At 36.7% G+C, this 16,500-nt stretch carries 12 protein-coding genes; 6 read left to right on the top strand and 6 right to left on the bottom strand.

What is annotated here, in order from left to right; translation table 11 throughout:
* The first annotated feature begins 187 nt into the window (after positions 1-187).
* Both ACYH9I_RS04475 and glyA read left to right on the top strand, forming a co-directional pair.
* On the top strand, positions 188-1,723 hold the full coding sequence (locus ACYH9I_RS04475) for a hypothetical protein (protein WP_483559212.1): 1,536 nt from the start codon (positions 188-190) through the stop codon (positions 1,721-1,723).
* A 345-nt stretch (positions 1,724-2,068) separates the two neighbouring features.
* Positions 2,069-3,325 (top strand): serine hydroxymethyltransferase, encoded by a 1,257-nt coding sequence (gene glyA, locus ACYH9I_RS04470; protein ID WP_160401911.1) that lies wholly within the window; start codon positions 2,069-2,071, stop codon positions 3,323-3,325.
* A gap of 48 nt (positions 3,326-3,373) precedes the next feature.
* On the opposite strand, the gene ACYH9I_RS04465 is transcribed toward glyA, so the two are convergent.
* A complete protein-coding gene (locus ACYH9I_RS04465) occupies positions 3,374-5,551 on the bottom strand; it encodes a hypothetical protein (RefSeq protein ID WP_483559210.1) in 2,178 nt (725 codons plus the stop codon).
* A gap of 197 nt (positions 5,552-5,748) precedes the next feature.
* Between ACYH9I_RS04465 and ACYH9I_RS04460 the strand changes: the two genes are divergently transcribed.
* Complete coding sequence (locus tag ACYH9I_RS04460; protein ID WP_483559230.1) at positions 5,749-7,674, top strand: ABC transporter ATP-binding protein; 1,926 nt, start codon at positions 5,749-5,751, stop codon at positions 7,672-7,674.
* Between the two features lie 74 nt (positions 7,675-7,748).
* Here the strand turns inward: ACYH9I_RS04460 and ACYH9I_RS04455 are convergent, their stop codons facing one another.
* Together ACYH9I_RS04455 and tpx are read right to left on the bottom strand one after the other, a co-directional pair.
* Complete coding sequence (locus ACYH9I_RS04455; RefSeq protein ID WP_160401913.1) at positions 7,749-8,930, bottom strand: sugar transporter; 1,182 nt, start codon at positions 8,928-8,930, stop codon at positions 7,749-7,751.
* A 141-nt stretch (positions 8,931-9,071) separates the two neighbouring features.
* The gene (gene tpx / locus ACYH9I_RS04450; protein ID WP_483559209.1) at positions 9,072-9,584 is read right to left on the bottom strand and encodes a thiol peroxidase; all 513 of its coding nucleotides are present in this window, start codon (positions 9,582-9,584) and stop codon (positions 9,072-9,074) included.
* 285 nt (positions 9,585-9,869) lie between these two features.
* Here tpx and ACYH9I_RS04445 point away from each other — a divergent pair, with 285 nt between their 5' ends.
* On the top strand, positions 9,870-10,223 hold the full coding sequence (locus tag ACYH9I_RS04445) for a DMT family protein (protein ID WP_483559207.1): 354 nt from the start codon (positions 9,870-9,872) through the stop codon (positions 10,221-10,223).
* Positions 10,224-10,392: 169 nt separating this feature from the next.
* On the opposite strand, the gene apbC is transcribed toward ACYH9I_RS04445, so the two are convergent.
* Positions 10,393-11,466 carry an iron-sulfur cluster carrier protein ApbC gene (gene apbC, locus ACYH9I_RS04440; RefSeq protein WP_483559205.1) on the bottom strand — a complete coding sequence of 358 codons (1,074 nt, stop codon included), beginning with the start codon at positions 11,464-11,466 and terminating at the stop codon, positions 10,393-10,395.
* A 228-nt stretch (positions 11,467-11,694) separates the two neighbouring features.
* Here apbC and metG point away from each other — a divergent pair, with 228 nt between their 5' ends.
* Complete coding sequence (gene metG, locus ACYH9I_RS04435) at positions 11,695-13,722, top strand: methionine--tRNA ligase (protein WP_483559203.1); 2,028 nt, start codon at positions 11,695-11,697, stop codon at positions 13,720-13,722.
* A 567-nt stretch (positions 13,723-14,289) separates the two neighbouring features.
* Positions 14,290-14,781 (top strand): hypothetical protein, encoded by a 492-nt coding sequence (locus tag ACYH9I_RS04430; RefSeq protein WP_483559201.1) that lies wholly within the window; start codon positions 14,290-14,292, stop codon positions 14,779-14,781.
* Positions 14,782-14,909: 128 nt separating this feature from the next.
* Here ACYH9I_RS04430 and ACYH9I_RS04425 read toward each other — a convergent pair whose 3' ends face one another.
* Both ACYH9I_RS04425 and ACYH9I_RS04420 read right to left on the bottom strand, forming a co-directional pair.
* A complete protein-coding gene (locus ACYH9I_RS04425; protein ID WP_483559200.1) occupies positions 14,910-15,695 on the bottom strand; it encodes an SDR family NAD(P)-dependent oxidoreductase in 786 nt (261 codons plus the stop codon).
* A gap of 122 nt (positions 15,696-15,817) precedes the next feature.
* Positions 15,818-16,489: an NADPH-dependent F420 reductase gene (locus tag ACYH9I_RS04420; protein ID WP_160401920.1), complete on the bottom strand. Its 672-nt coding sequence runs from the start codon at positions 16,487-16,489 to the stop codon at positions 15,818-15,820.
* Positions 16,490-16,500: the final 11 nt, after the last annotated feature.

Raw genomic sequence — 16,500 nt, 5'->3', positions numbered from 1 at the left:
TAGGTTGACTCAAGCCTTAACAAAACTTTATAAAATTTTAACAAAAAAACTAGCGCATTATTATTCAAGCGACTATAATTTAACCGCTTTTAAAGCAAAATAATGCTAATAAGTTGAGCAGTTAATTGTAAAAATTCAAATAAAACAAAAAATTACTTGACAGGATAATCGAAATGCGCTATCATCTTTGGCATATGGCATATGGCATATGGCCTGCCAAACCTATGCACTAAATCTTTTTGATTCGCACGGTGGCCAAAAGCGGGTGCCACAGTTATTTTCATCATCGAAGTCATTTCGCGTAGCGAAATCGACGCCATTTTCGACAAAATTATCGTCGATTTCCAAATTATTATCTAAATCCTCGTTGTTTTTTGTACCACTAGTCTTGTTGTCATATACTCAGGGGGCACAGGCCTTAATGGCAAGTACAGCTAATAGCATTGAGGGGAGTGCACCTTATTTAAGTTTTGACGGTGGCATAACAAAAATAGAAAAAAGCCGAGATGCGCTTTGGGTTAGCTATGAAGATAATGGTAAAAAGGTTCTCTATACACCTGATAATAACCCGTCTTCTGAAGATAATCCTATTTTGTTACCAGAAACAGTTAAAACATTTACTGACATTAACATGGTGATTCCCAAAGATATTCCTATATTAGATGACTATAATAATCAGGTAAATTTTTCTTTTAGTCATGATAAAGGTTATTTTTTTGATGATGATGGTGATAATATTGCCTGGGGACAAGGGGTTATGAGGCTAGCTTTTTTAATAGGAGAACAGACCTTTCGTCGCAGTGATTTTATCGATCCTTGTTGGGATACTTATCAGGTAAATATATCTTTTGATTATGCTGATGTTTATTCTGATTACGGTATACCAAATCAAAATATGTATGACAATGATCGTGTATCTTATTATGTTAAACCTACTGTCTCGCACCCTTATTCATGTTGGTTGTTTCCAAGTGGTCACTATGGCATTTTGGTGGAGGATAACGTTACTGGCCATTGGGCGGGTAATTATATGCAACCTAAAGGATATTTGGTTCAAGATATTAATCAGCCTTCTACTAATTTTCCGACTGGTGGTTCAAATGCTTTTGATTTTGTTTTAACATTTACTGGGGCAAATTTTGATGACCTTAGCTTTAGTAAACAACCTGCCGATTCAAAAGTAAATTTGAGTTTTGAACAGGTAAGTAATAGCATGACAGGCCAATACATAAAGAATAAAGTTAAAGTTAATTTATTGGGGCCAGTTATTGGGCAAGCTGATATATCTTTCACCCCAACTACGTTTACGATTTTTGCCGATAAGGCGCAAACTATTCCTATCTACCGTTTTAGGCTTAACCATTGGTTTGTTGTGACAAATGATCAAGTCGCTCGTAATTTTACTAAAACTAAAGAATATTGTGAAAGCCTTGGATATCGTCTTCCTACTGTGTCGGAATTAACAAATTATAAGGCACCAGATATTGGCTGGGACCATGGTTATCCTCCTAATATGAATATGTATCCTGTAAAACAAATTGGTGGCGGGTTAATTTCTGAATGGGGGACTTTAGGTTTTTATACAACTGGTTTTTATAGTGCATCTTATTGGACAAGTAATCATCATAAAGATAATAATTATTATTCGGTTGATATGCATGGTGCAGTTATTTCAAACCCTATCACTGATGAATTTGATCAGGCTCTTTGTGTATCCCCGTAATGTGTTTGCTTTATAGAACTAGTTAGTTATTGTCATCTTATTAAGATTAGGTAAATGGTGTTTTTTTATTATGAAGAAACTAAATAAAATCAATGGATTTTCTGGATGATTTTTGATGGTTTAATTGATTTCATTGAGTAATGCTATTAAATAAGATTATCCGTTTGCTATTTTATTTTAAAAGTTATGCTACTATTTTTATTACTGTTTATTAATATTACTTATAACTAATAACAAAAGATTGAAATCATTTGGTTGTTAAGTAACCATATGAGCGTAATACCCATTTTTGCTAACGATAAAGCAAAACCAGATAAACTACATAATTGATGATAAGGATCCAACATGTTTAGTAACAAGATGGCTATTGCCGAGTACGATAAAGAACTGTGGGATGCGATAAAAGGTGAAGAACAGCGTCAAGAAGATCACCTTGAATTGATCGCATCAGAAAACTATACCAGCCCACGCGTAATGCAAGCACAAGGTTCACAATTAACCAATAAATATGCCGAGGGTTATCCCGGTAAGCGTTATTATGGTGGTTGTGAGTATGTTGATGTGGTCGAGCAGTTGGCAATTGATCGCGCTAAAACTTTATTTGGTGCTGATTATGCCAATGTACAACCTCATTCAGGTTCGCAGGCGAATTTTGCGGTTTATATGGCGCTTTTAAATACAGGCGATACTGTTTTGGGTATGAATTTGTCTGAAGGCGGGCATTTGACGCATGGCTCGCCGGTTAGCTTTTCTGGCAAGCTTTATCATATTGTGGATTATGGCGTTGATGATTCAGGACGTATTGATTATGACAAGTTAGCTAAAACAGCCCAAGAGTCTAAACCGAAAATGATTATTGGTGGTTTTTCGGCTTATTCTGGTGTGGTGGATTGGAAGCGTATGCGCGAGATCGCCGATAGTGTGGGTGCTTATTTATTTGTGGATATGGCGCATGTGGCTGGTTTGGTGGCCGCAGGTGTTTATCCAAACCCTGTTCCTTATGCTCACGTTGTGACTACAACCACCCATAAAACACTTGGTGGCCCACGTGGGGGCTTGATTTTAGCTAAAGGTGGCAGTGAAGAATTATATAAAAAGTTAAATTCGGCTGTCTTTCCTGGGGCGCAAGGTGGGCCTTTAATGCATGTGATTGCCGCTAAAGCGGTGGCATTAAAAGAGGCAATGGAACCCGCTTATAAAGAATATCAACAGCAAGTGGTGAAAAATGCCAAAATGATGGTTGAAGTGATTATGCAGCGTGGTTATAAAGTGGTTTCTGGTGAAACACACAATCATTTGTTTTTAATTGATTTAGTTGATAAAAATATCACAGGTAAAGAAGCCGATGCGGCTTTGGGTAGTGCCAATATTACGGTTAATAAAAATAGCGTACCGAAAGATCCACAAAGCCCGTTTGTGACATCAGGCGTGCGTATTGGTACGCCGGCTATTACTCGCCGAGGCTTTAAAGAAGCCGAATCGCGAGATTTAGCTAATTGGATTTGTGATGTTTTAGATAATATCGATGACGAGCAAACTATTCAAGCCGTGAAAGAAAAGGTGCTTGCAATTTGCCGTCGTTTGCCGGTTTATCAGCATTAATGGTCGTTTCATTTCGCCGACGGTTGTCGGCGAAATGGTTTGTTGCTTTTATTTGCCAATATTGGCATTTGTGTCAGTTTTATTTTGGGTTTGTTCTTGTTTGTGCTGCTTGATATAGTGGTCAAGGTAACCTTCATGCCATAACCAACCTCCTGTTGCTCCAATACCAAGTAAAATAGCTAACCCAAAAATGATAGCCAATTTGTGGTGGCGTTGTTTCATTGGATCTCGTAAGTTGCGTTTTGCATTGGCTGGAAGTTCTGCTTTGCTGGTAAGTAAGCTACCTAGTATTAAGTTGATTTTAACTTGTCCATTAATTGCCCAACCTGATGCTTCTAGCAGTGGGCCAAGGGTTCTTCGACGCAATTTTAACCATGCTAAAATAACAGAAGGGCCAGAAATAATCAGGAATAATCCAATAAAAACCAAAGGCAATTGCCACCAAGCTAGCGCAAAAATAGCTTGGAATAGTGTGGCTAATGCTGTACCGATTGCGCCAATGGCTAGGCCAATTGCGGCAAAAATACCTACGCTTTTGCCAATATCAAATTTATTGGCTGGGTTTTGTAGGGCTTGTTCGCTTGATTTTTCAACGTTGGTATCTTTGCTACTAGCCCATTTGTTTATCTGTTCGGTAATTACGCGCCCCATTCGTTGATAAGGTGCCCAGATTGCTTGTTGTATGCTGATAGGTTTGGTAATGATTTTGACGACATTGGCATCCCAGTCGTTGCCGTCGTTGTCAATAAATACGCCATTACGACCTTCAATCAGTAAATCACCTTTCCCCGCTGTCATAGCGGCGGCAATGAGTTGCTTTTGCCCGTGTCTGGTACATTCACAATAGAGTAAGCAAAGTTCAGAGTAGTTTGCCATGGTGGCGTGTTTGGCAATATTATCAACTGCAACGCAAAGGGTTGCACAGCGTCCATCAATGTAGAGTTTGCCAAGCTGAAAGGCCGCTCGGGTTTTTAACGAAAAGAAGTCAGCAAAAGACACAAAGTTGACTAGTAAGCGGTAAAGGTGTTTGTGGAATAGGACTAGCTTTTCTAATACAAGGACGTCGGATGAGGATATCGGGGTTTTGTTGTCTTGTTCAACCATTTGTGTAAATTCGTCCAGCAATTCACTGTTGGCTAAGTGGGCGATAGTGTTGCTTGGAATATCTTCTATGCTGGCAGATGGCGCGATTTCAACTTTTATTTGTGTTATTTCGGGTTTAGTGCTTATTAATGTGGTGTAAGTTTTTAAGCTGTGTTGGATGTTTTGCCATTCTTGCTCGGTTAGTAAGTCAGGATTGGCTAATGCTGGGGCGATGAGCGTTTTGAGTCGATTGACTTTGGCTTTCCATAATGGATTAAGCCCATTGACTAAGTCAAGTGCGTTGGTTGTGTCGATTTTTGATAGCGGTAATTGTGCTAAGGCGTCATCAGAAAGTAGCCCATTTTGGGTGGGGACGATGTACTTTTCGTCAACATTGAGGGCTGTTTGTGCTTGTGGAGCGTATTGTGCCAGTTCAACACGTAAAAAATAGTCGTCAATTTTGGGTTTGAGTTGTTGGATTAATTTCCATGTCTCGGCACTATTTTCACCAAATGGGGTTGGGGTCTTGCTTATTTGAGTTTGCCATTGTAGCCATGTTTTTAGGTTGTCGACAAAGGTGGTGGCTATATTTAGGTCAATGCCATCTTGTCCGCTCATGTCTTTTTGTGCACCGGTGGTGTTGATGGCGGTTTGGATGAATGTTTGCATGTCGGGCGATAATTCGCTTGATACAGGGAAGATTAAGTCACCGTTGTAAAGTTTGCTAGCGTTGATTTTGATTGATCGTTGAACGTCATCTTGTGTTAAGTAATTTACGTTGTTTTTATTTAAGCTAGCTAAGATGCTGTGAGCGGTGATCGATAGCTTTTCCCCTTGTGGGGTCGAGGTGTTTATTTGTGATAGTGACAGTGTTTCGCTTGAGCTTAAAATGCTGTCAAATGAGGTGATTTTGTCTTGTGTCCAGCTGATGGCATCAAGAATGTCAGGTATGCGAATTCGTCCATCTTTGTCTGAGTCGAGTAGTGCTAAGGTTCGCTCATCAAAATCTAGCCCTGTGGTCGGGCAACTTAAAGCTACCCATAATTTAGGGTCTAAATCAGGTAAATTAATAATGTCATTGGCATTTTTAAATACCACTTGATCTAATCCACCTACGCGCTGAAATGTCCACATGTGACTCATAGTTATCTCCACATCAAAATCTAAATAATATTTTGTACATTAATATAAACAGTATTTGTTTTTTTTGATAGAACAGAACAGTGATTTCTAATATTTGTGAGGCCTATTAACGTATCTTTGGTATTTGGTTTAGTTGCCTTGGGCAACTTTATGATAGAATAATGCCTTATTATTTAATATCAAAAAAAATCACTAATATGTCATTAATTAATCTTACCAATGCTTATCTTTCATTTAGCGATGCGCCATTGCTTGATCATATCGATATGTCTATTGAACCAAACGAGCGTGTTTGTCTTGTTGGACGTAATGGTGCTGGCAAATCAACGTTACTTAAAGTGTTAAATAAAGAAGTTCCATTAGATGAAGGGCAAATTATTTATGAAAATAATGTGATTGTTTCACGCCTGCAGCAAGATCCCCCGCGCGATGTGCAAGGCAATGTGTTTGACTTTGTGGCAGAAGGATTACACGAACAAGCACAGTTACTACGAGATTATTACGATTTAGCTCATCGTGTTGAACACGATCATTGCGAAAGTAACTTGGCTAAATTAGCGAAAATGCAAGAGCAGTTAGATCATCAAAATGGTTGGCAATTAGATAGTCGTATTCGTAATGTTATTTCGTCGTTATCACTTGATGGTGATGCCTTGTTATCTTCGCTATCTGGTGGCTGGCTTCGTAAAGCTGCATTAGCCAAAGCATTAGTTTGTCAACCGTCGGTTTTATTGCTTGATGAACCAACAAACCATTTAGATATTCAAACCATAAAATGGTTGGAAGAGTTTTTGAAAAGTTTTAATGGCAGTATTGTGTTTATTTCTCATGATCGTTCATTTATTCGTCAAATGGCAACGCGTATTATTGATTTAGATCGAGGTAAAATTGCCTCTTGGAGTGGTAATTACGATAACTATTTACTTGGTAAAGAAGAAGCCTTGCGCGTTGAAGAGTTGCAAAATGCGGAATTTGATAAAAAATTAGCTCAAGAAGAGGTTTGGATTCGCCAAGGTATTAAAGCTCGCCGTACACGTAATGAAGGGCGAGTACGTGCGTTGAAAGCAATGCGCCAAGAGTATAGCGAGCGTCGCCAAGTGATGGGCAGTGCCAAAATGCAAATTGAAGAGGCGCTACGTTCTGGAAAAATCGTTTTTGAGCTTGAAAATGTGACCTATCAGATTGAAGATAAATTGCTAGTTAATGATTTTACTGTGCAAGTATTACGTGGCGATAAGATCGCCCTGATTGGTCCTAATGGTATTGGTAAAACGACGTTGTTAAAACTAATGTTAGGTAATTTAGCGCCAACATCAGGTAGCGTACATTGTGGTACAAAGCTTGAAGTGGCTTATTTTGATCAATATCGATTAGAACTTGATCCTGAAAAAAACGTGATGGATAATTTAGCTGAAGGTAAACAAGAGGTGATGGTTAATGGACGATCACGTCATGTTCTTGGTTATCTGCAAGATTTTTTATTCCCGCCAAAACGCGCCCGAACACCTGTTCGTGCATTATCAGGTGGTGAGCGTAATCGTTTATTGCTGGCTAAACTATTTTTAAAACCTAGCAATTTATTAATACTTGATGAACCGACCAATGATCTTGATATTGAAACGTTGGAATTGTTAGAAGAGTTGGTTAATGATTATCAGGGAACAGTTTTGTTAGTTAGCCATGATCGGCAGTTTGTTGATAACGTCGTTACCCAATGTTGGTTTTTTGAAGAAAAAGGACATATTGGTGTTTATGCTGGTGGTTATGCCGATGCTTTGCAACAACAGCAACAAGCACAACCGGTTAAGGTAGCGGCAGTTAATGATGTTAAACAGCCTAAAAAGGCGTTAAGCACGACGAATAACAAAAACAATGATCAAGCCACTAAAAAGAAGGTTAAGCTGAGTTATAATGAGCAACGAGAATTAACACAATTACCAAGCAAAATAGAGCAGTTAGAATTAGCCATTGCTGATTTACAAGCACAGATTGGTCAAAGTGACTTTTTTAATCAACCCCACGAGGTTACGGGACCAATCTTACAATCTTTAACCGATAAAGAAGCTGAATTAGAATCTGCTTTTGAACGCTGGGAACAGTTAGAGTCTTTAAGTAAATCATAATGTAAGGGTGTTATTTTTCAGCATTATTTATTGGGGTATATAATAAATAATGCTGTTTCTGAGCGTTAAGATTTTTATAAAATGGTTTTATTATTCCACAACTTTCTAGAACAAAGGCAGAAAAATAATAAGGCAATGATGACAAAAATTGCACCAACAAAACCAATATCTTCCTTTGATAGTAAAATTAATACTTTACTGCCTATAAAAGCGCCCCCGCCGATTCCAATATTGTAAATTCCTGAATAGACCGATGTAGCAATATCGGTTGCATCGGGCGCTGCATCAATCACTTTGCTTTGCATGACCATGCCAATAATGGTAATCGAAAGCCCCCAAATCAAACATTGAATGATTGCGGTATAAAGCGTGAATGAACAGACATAAAGCGATAATAAACAAATGATCAATGACAACATAGGCATCACTAATATGGCGGTTGGATTTTTTTCGGCATATCTTGCAAAAATAATACTGCCAATCATGCCTGAAAAACCGACTACTAACAATAAAGCGACGATAACATTTTGATTAAATCCGCCAACATCTTTCATAAATGGCGTGATATAAGTATAAGCAGTAAAGTGGCCAGCAATAATAATGGCTATTAATAGATAAATGTTAAGCAGTATTGGCCGTTTTAATACCGTTGGAATATCTTTGATAGAGATAATATCCATGCTTGGTACAGTAGGTAATAAACGGAGCAGTAATATCATCACGCAAAAAGCGATACCAGCAATACATAAAAAAGTCACGCGCCAGCCAACGAGTTGCCCTATGATGGTACCAATTGGGATCCCTAGGATGGTTGCCATTGATACGCCAATAACAATAAAGCCCATTGCTTTAGCTTTTTTACCATTAGGGGCTAATCGAACTGCAAGCGGTGTTGTAATTGCCCAAAATACCGCATGTGCACAAGCAATGCCAATCCTTGCTGCCATCAGACTGTAAAAATTCCACGCAAATCCGGCTAAAATATGGCTACCAATAAATAGGCAAAATAGAAAAATTAGTAGTTTTCTTCGCTCCATTTTTGACGTTAATACTGTGAGTGGCAATGATAATAACGAAACAGACCATGCATAAATGGTGAGTAATAATCCAGCATGAGCAACATCCATTGAGAAGCTTTCAGCAATATTAGGTAATAGTCCAACAGGTACAAATTCCGTTGTATTAAAAATAAATGCCGCAAATGCAAGGCAAAGAATTGATGACCAAATACGAGATCGGTTAATACTATTATTCATGATTAAGATTATGGAGGAGGTATGTTTTTATTGGATTATAACTGAATAATTTTGTCTATTAAATAGCTGCTATAAATAAATCTTAAAGTAAATCATCGCCACCACTGTTGGTAGAGGATGGCGATGTATTATTGCTTTAATTTATGCTAATGCTTTAGCCGCCGCTAGGGCTTTGTCATAATCGGGCTCCGAAGATGTTTCTTTAACATATTCGACATAAGCAATTTTGTCATTTTTATCAATGACAAATACAGCGCGGGAAAGTAAGCGTAGCTCTTCAATAACAGTGCCATATTTTAAACCAAAATCCAGATCTTTATGGTCAGAAGTGACTTTGACAGCATCAATGCCTTCAGCTGCACAATAGCGATTTAATGCAAAAGGTAAATCAACACTAATTGAAAATATCACGGTATCTTTTAGTTTTGCTGCTTCTACATTGAAACGGTGAACTTGGGCACTACATACGGAAGTATCAATGGATGGTACCGAATTAATAATCCTGATTTTACCTTTAAAATCGGATAATTTAATGGGGTTCATTGCTAAATCTTGCACGATAAAATCGGGTGCTATGTCACCAACGTTGATTTTGGGACCTAACAAAGTAATAGGGGCTCCACGCATAGTAACTTCATTAACTCTTTTTTGCATAACTGTTTCCTTTGGGGATAATAATTGTGTTGTAATAAATTTCAGTGTTGATAGGATAACGACGTTCAATGCATTAAAGATTTTGCACCTATTGGCGTTGATTTAATATAGACCTAAACAGGCTACTGAGCAATAGCGCTATCATGTTTTTCGTGATGAATTAGCCAATTTCAACTATTGTTAATAATGTTGTTTTTTTAATGTAATTAAATTATTTGTATTTTGTATGTTTATTAGACAATGATATATAATGCCAGCACCTTTCTTTACTCTTATATCAACATTATGAATCAATTATTTATTACTGTCTGTTTACTGACTTTTAGTAATATTTTTATGACTTTTGCGTGGTATGGGCATTTGCGGTTTTTACATAACCAAGTTTGGCTAGTGGCGGTGTTTGCTAGCTGGGGGATTGCGTTATTTGAGTATTTATTGCAAGTACCTGCTAATCGCATTGGTTTTCAAGTTGCCAGCGCAGGCCAATTAAAGATTATTCAGGAAGTAATTAGTTTGTCTGTTTTTATCCCTTTTTCAATTTATATTTTAAAAGAGCCGTTTAAGACAGACTATATTTGGGCTGGTTTGTGTCTTTTAGGTGCGGTATTTTTTATGTTCCGCGATAAGATTTTTACTTAAATTCATGCTAAAACCGTGATAAATGTTGAGCATATTTGTCATGGTAATGCTCTAAATTAGCCTTTCAAATATTCCACATATTGCGGCCTGATTGTTGTGATGTTATGCCAAATTAATCATAAAATATCAATAACATTGGCTGTTGTTGACAGCCAAGCTTATTCTTTAGTTATAGCGCCTTAAATGAAATATCCGGTAAAATTGCTTCGCCTTGCCAATATAGCTCACTGGCAATGCGCTCAGCAATTTGGTAATAAAGTTGAGTAAATTCGCTATCAGGGTGGCTAATAACAGTAGGTTGCCCTGTATCGAGATCTTGGCGTAATATTTTATGAAGTGGTATTTGTCCGAGCAATTTTGTTTGATATTGCTCAGCTAAACGCTGTGCTCCACCTTCGCCAAAAATAGCTTCGTGATGACCACAATTTTCGCAAATGTGGTAACTCATGTTTTCAATAATGCCTAGTGTTGGGATGTTGACTTTATTAAACATGGTCATGCCTTTTTTGGCATCAATTAATGCGATGTCTTGCGGTGTACTGATAATGATTGCTGCCGTTACTGGAATACTTTGTGCTAGGGTTAATTGGATGTCCCCAGTTCCTGGAGGCATATCAATAACCAAATAATCAAGTTCAGGCCATAATGTATCTTGTAATATTTGTAGTAATGCCTTGCTTGCCATTGGTCCACGCCATACCATGGCGCTATCTGGATCAACTAAATAACCAATAGAGTTACTGGCTAATCCATGTGCCATAATTGGGGTCATGTGTTTATTGTCAGGTGTTAAGGGCTGCTGTTTTTCTGTGCTCAACATGGTTGGAATTGAAGGTCCATAAATATCCGCATCTAAAATGCCTACTTTGGCGCCTTGTTTTTGTAAGGCTAGTGCAAGATTAACAGCTGTTGATGATTTGCCCACGCCACCTTTGCCTGAACTTATGGCGATAATATTTTTGACATTGTTAATGGCATGTTGGTCATTAGCGCGTTTTAATGTGGCAATTTTATAGTCAATGTGCCAATTAACGTCATTAATGCCGTTAAGCTTTAGTAATTTTGGGGTGGCTATTTTTTTTAACTCGTCAAAAGCGTTTTGCCAAGCGAAGGGCATGGTTAAATTAATGGATAAATGTTGATTAATTATTTCGCATTTAGTGACTGTGTTAAGTTCAAGTAAATTTTTTTGTAAGGTTGAATGAGTAAAATTCTCAAGAATCTTTTTTACTTCAATGTTCATTGCTGTTATCTCTTTATGCATTGATATTTATACTTTGTTCATTTTTAATACTCCCTCTTAAAGAGGGTGGAAAAATTATAATAATTTACATTCTTTAAAAAGGATTATTTGCCATTTGCAAAGTGAATAGAGTATAGAAATTTTATCAAATTATGGCATAAATCTAGCGATAATCCCACGATTGATGTACTATTTCTGCCATTATGTAATAAAAGGTAATAAATCAACATGACAACTCAACGCAAAATATTGGTGACTTGCGCACTGCCTTATGCCAATGGTGCAATTCACTTAGGTCATATGCTTGAACATATTCAAGCTGATGTATGGGTGCGTTATCAACGTATGCGTGGTAATGAGATCTATTTTATTTGTGCCGATGATGCACATGGCACGCCAATTATGCTTAAAGCGCAACAACTTGGCATTACGCCTGAACAGATGATTAGTGAAGTGAAAACTGAGCATCAGCGTGATTTTGCTGGATTTAATATTAGTTATGATAATTACCATTCAACTCATAGCTCAGAAAACCATGAAATATCAGAGCAGATTTATAAGCGTTTAAAAGCCAATGGTTATATTAAAACCAAAGTCATTTCACAGCTATTTGATCCTGAAAAACAGATGTTTTTACCTGATCGCTTTGTAAAAGGCACTTGTCCACGATGTAAAGCACCAGATCAATATGGCGATAACTGTGAAGTGTGTAGTGCAACTTACAACCCGATTGATTTAATTAATCCGAAGTCTGTGGTTTCAGGGGCGACGCCAATTTTAAAAGAGTCAGAACATTTCTTTTTCGATCTGCCGGCTTTTTCAACTATGTTACAGGAGTGGATTCGCTCAGGGACACTGCAAGAGCAAGTCGCTAATAAAATGCAAGAGTGGTTTGAATCAGGCTTACAACCGTGGGATATTAGCCGTGATGCTCCTTATTTTGGTTTTGAAATCCCCGATGCACCAGGTAAATATTTTTATGTCTGGTTAGATGCACCAATTGGTTATATGGGCTCTTTTTTAAACTACTGCAATACACAAGATAAACCAATTTTTGATGAGTTTTGGAATAAAGATTCAAGCACTGAGCTTTATCACTTTATTGGTAAAGATATTGTTTACTTTCATAGTTTATTTTGGCCGGCAATGCTAGAGGGTAGCGAACATCGCAAACCATCGAATATTTTTGTGCATGGTTATGTAACTGTTGATGGCGCAAAAATGTCTAAGTCGCGAGGTACTTTTATTCAAGCAAGTACTTATCTAAAACACTTAGATCCTGATTGCTTACGCTATTATTATGCCGCTAAGCTGTCACCACATATTGATGATATTGATTTAAATTTAGAAGACTTTGTGCAACGTGTAAATAGCGATTTAGTTAACAAAGTTGTTAATATTGCTTCACGTTCGGCTGGGTTTATTTATAAACGCTTTGACGGCAAATTATCGGATAATGTAGCTGAACCAGCACTTTATGCGTATTTTGTTGAAAAGTCTCAAATCATTGCTGATTATTTTGAGCAACGTGAATCAGGTAAGGCGATTCGTGAAATTATGGCACTTGCTGACGAAGCTAACCGCTATATTGACGAAAAAGCGCCATGGGTGGTTGCTAAGCAAGAAGGGCAAGATCAAACATTGCAAGATATTTGCTCAATGGGTATTCACCTATTCCGTATTTTAATGACCTATTTAAAACCAATAGTGCCTTCATTAGCTGAGCGAACAGAAGCATTTTTAAATAGCAAATTAGAATGGAATACTATTGCTAATGCGTTAACTGGTCATAAGATTAATCAGTTTAAAGCCCTATTTAATCGTATTGATATGGATAAAATTACAGCCATGATTGAAGAAACAAAAGAGCAAGTTGCCCTAGCAACACCAGCTAAAACAAATGTTGCTGAACCTATTGCTGATACGATTAATTTTGACGATTTTGCCAAAGTTGATATGCGTGTTGCTTTAATTAAACATGCCTGTTTTGTTGAAGGATCCGATAAATTACTCCAGTTGACCCTTGATATTGGTGATGAAACCCGTAATGTATTTTCAGGCATCAAGCAGTTTTATCCTGATCCAGAAGTGCTAATTGGGCGTTTAACCATTATGATTGCCAACTTAGCGCCTCGTAAAATGCGTTTTGGTGTTTCAGAGGGTATGGTGCTTTGTGCCAGTGGTAAAGATGATGGTGACGGCGTGTACTTGTTATCGCCAGATAGTGGTGCTAAACCGGGAATGCGCATTTCGTAATTTTTATTCTTATCATGTAAAAAGTGCATCTTAACAAGTTAATGTGCTTGTTAAGATGTTTCAGGAAATTATGCATTTTATTATAAAATTTTCTGATTCGATGAATAATTGTAGCGTTAGTTTTTTTGGGACTGTTTTTTTATTATAAATGTTTAGCTAACCAACTATCGTGCAACTATTTTTGAGTTTGCCTTTCTACTCTAAAAAATCCCATTGCACTTTGATAGGGTGCAATGAGTGTCAAAAAATAGAAACCAGTATTTAAATCAAGACATTTTATGTTTATACCTGCTCAGGTTGAAGACGATACAACAACTATTTGTTATACTTTTCTTTTACGTTAAAACTAAGTTAAGTTCATTATTAAGCAATAATTTTTGATTTATCGGGTAATTAAATAAATCCCAGCTAACAAAACTGGAGGATTTGTGTTCTAGCCATTAATTAGCTTTATGATCTATTTTTAATATGGGTATTTTATTATTTTGCTTATCAATTGATGGCTTTATTAAGTTTATTATTGATAGGTTTTTATTAATATTTTAGTAAGCATTTTTTAGGATAAACATGATAAAACCGATATCTAATATTACATTAAAACCGCTACCTAAAGGTAAAAGAGGTAAAATTAGTTCGCTTGTTGAGGTTGATGGTGTTTGCTATGCTGAAAAACTAGAAGGCCGCTTTTTAGAAATGGCTTTTAGCTATGATGACTGTTATATTTTAATTTTTGTGACGCAAGATGGCGGTCCTTGGGAAGAGGCTTTATTCATCTATCTACTTGATTCAAAAAATCAAAATATCGTTGATAGTGCCAGAATTGGCGGTGGTGCATATGCTTGGCTTAGTGCTTGTGGTCTTTGTAATATTAAAATTTTATCTGACCATACGGTAAGTTTTGAATTTATGTCGTTTGAGGGTACTGATGGTTGGTTACTTAAACTGTTTAAAAATCCTATAAAAACCTTTCCGTTTACACTTAGAAACCTATTTCATATCTGGCGCCCAATTTCATTTAAACGCCATTTTTTGATCGAAGTAAATAAAACTTCACTTTAAATCAATATGCTATGATTCTCTTTTTATCCTGAAATTTGGCAATCAAAATAACGACTGCTAAAGTTTAATTTTGTTAAAAATCATATTTTGCTGTTTGATTTAACATTGCATGTAAATTAGTTATTGCATTATTTTTGATTTTCTGACGGATTTTCTGAATAAGGAAATATGCTGTCTTTTAGTGAAAAAGAGAAATCTTTTGTATTAATCTCACCAATAACTTTGTTGCTATCGTATAAAGCCAGTAAAAAATCGGCCATTTGCTTTGCTGTATGGTACTTGGTAAAACTTGCATCATAATTGTAGTTACTGACATTATTGGCTTTTTCACCAAATTCTGTTTTTGTTGCAGCCGGAGCTAACACCTTTGCGGTTAATTGGGCGTTAGCTTGCTTTAATTCCTGTGCTAGCCCTTCGGTAAAGGCATTGACATAGAATTTTGTTGCGCAATAGGTTACCGCATTAGGAACCAGCGTATATCCACCACGGGAGGATATGTTTATTAGTTGTGTCCCTGATTCATTTTGATATTTACGTACATACAGTGTTGAAAAAATTGTTAGGACTTCAATATTTAAATGAAGCATTGATTCAATTTTTTCTAAATCTTGATCGCTAACACTGCCGTAATGACCAAAACCGGCATTATTAATCCATGTTTCAATAAAATAGCTGTCTAAATCATTAAAAAGGGAATAAGCGTTGGTTGGTTGTGATAAATCACAAAGTTTTATAATTACTTCTAATGCTGGGGCAATTTTTGCAATTTCTTGTTGTAAAAGTGCCAAATTTTCTTGTCTTCTTGCAATAACAATAAGGTTTTTATTTCGTTTTGCAAAAGCAATAGCTGTTGCATAACCTATGCCTGAACTTGCGCCGGTTATGACGGTATATTTTTTATGTGTATTGGTCATTTTTATTTCCTCTAATATTTCAAATATCTGTATTTAATTAAAACCATTCAAACTATTAAATATATGATAAATATAACTTTATTCTACTGGAAGGTGGACTCATTTTGGTCTTTTATATTTTTTTATTGGTTATTTGTTTGCCATGAATTATGTGGTACTTCAACTTCTTTAGAGGCTTGAGCTAAAGCATCATTCAATCCTTGACGGCTTAAAGGTATGCAATATGCAGGCTTTGCACGTTCAAACCGCCAACTGTTTGATAAAGCGCCTACATCAACATAATCATAACCAATACTTTCTAGAAGAGTGAAAACAATTTGTTTGGCAGCTAAGTCATCTCCAGCTATAGGAATTGCTCTTCTATCTGATTTATCATTAGGCTTTGCATCTTTAATAACATCTTTTGCGAGAATTGCATTAAAAACTTTAACTACTCTAGATTTATCAAGATGTTTAGCGACTAACTCGCTGGTTGTTGTTTCATGATTATCTAATTGTCCTAAATGACCATCGCGGGCAGGATAATAGTTAGTGGCATCAAGTACTATTTTTCCGCTGAGTAGCTCTGCTGGTAATTGTGTATAATTGATAAAAGGAATAGCAACGAGAATTATATCACCAAATTTAATGGCTTCTTCTTGGCTCCCAATTTGGCAGTTTAAGCGTGTGGCTACGCTAAATAACGTCTTTTTATCTCTAGAATTACTTAACATAACTTGATAACCTGCGCGCATAAATAATGTTGTGTAGGCTTGACTTACAAATCCTGCTCCTATAATGCCGATTTTTTTCATATATTTACTCT

This window comes from Gilliamella sp. X-23 (genome assembly GCF_057063545.1).
This window is presented reverse-complemented; position numbering and strand designations above follow the sequence as displayed.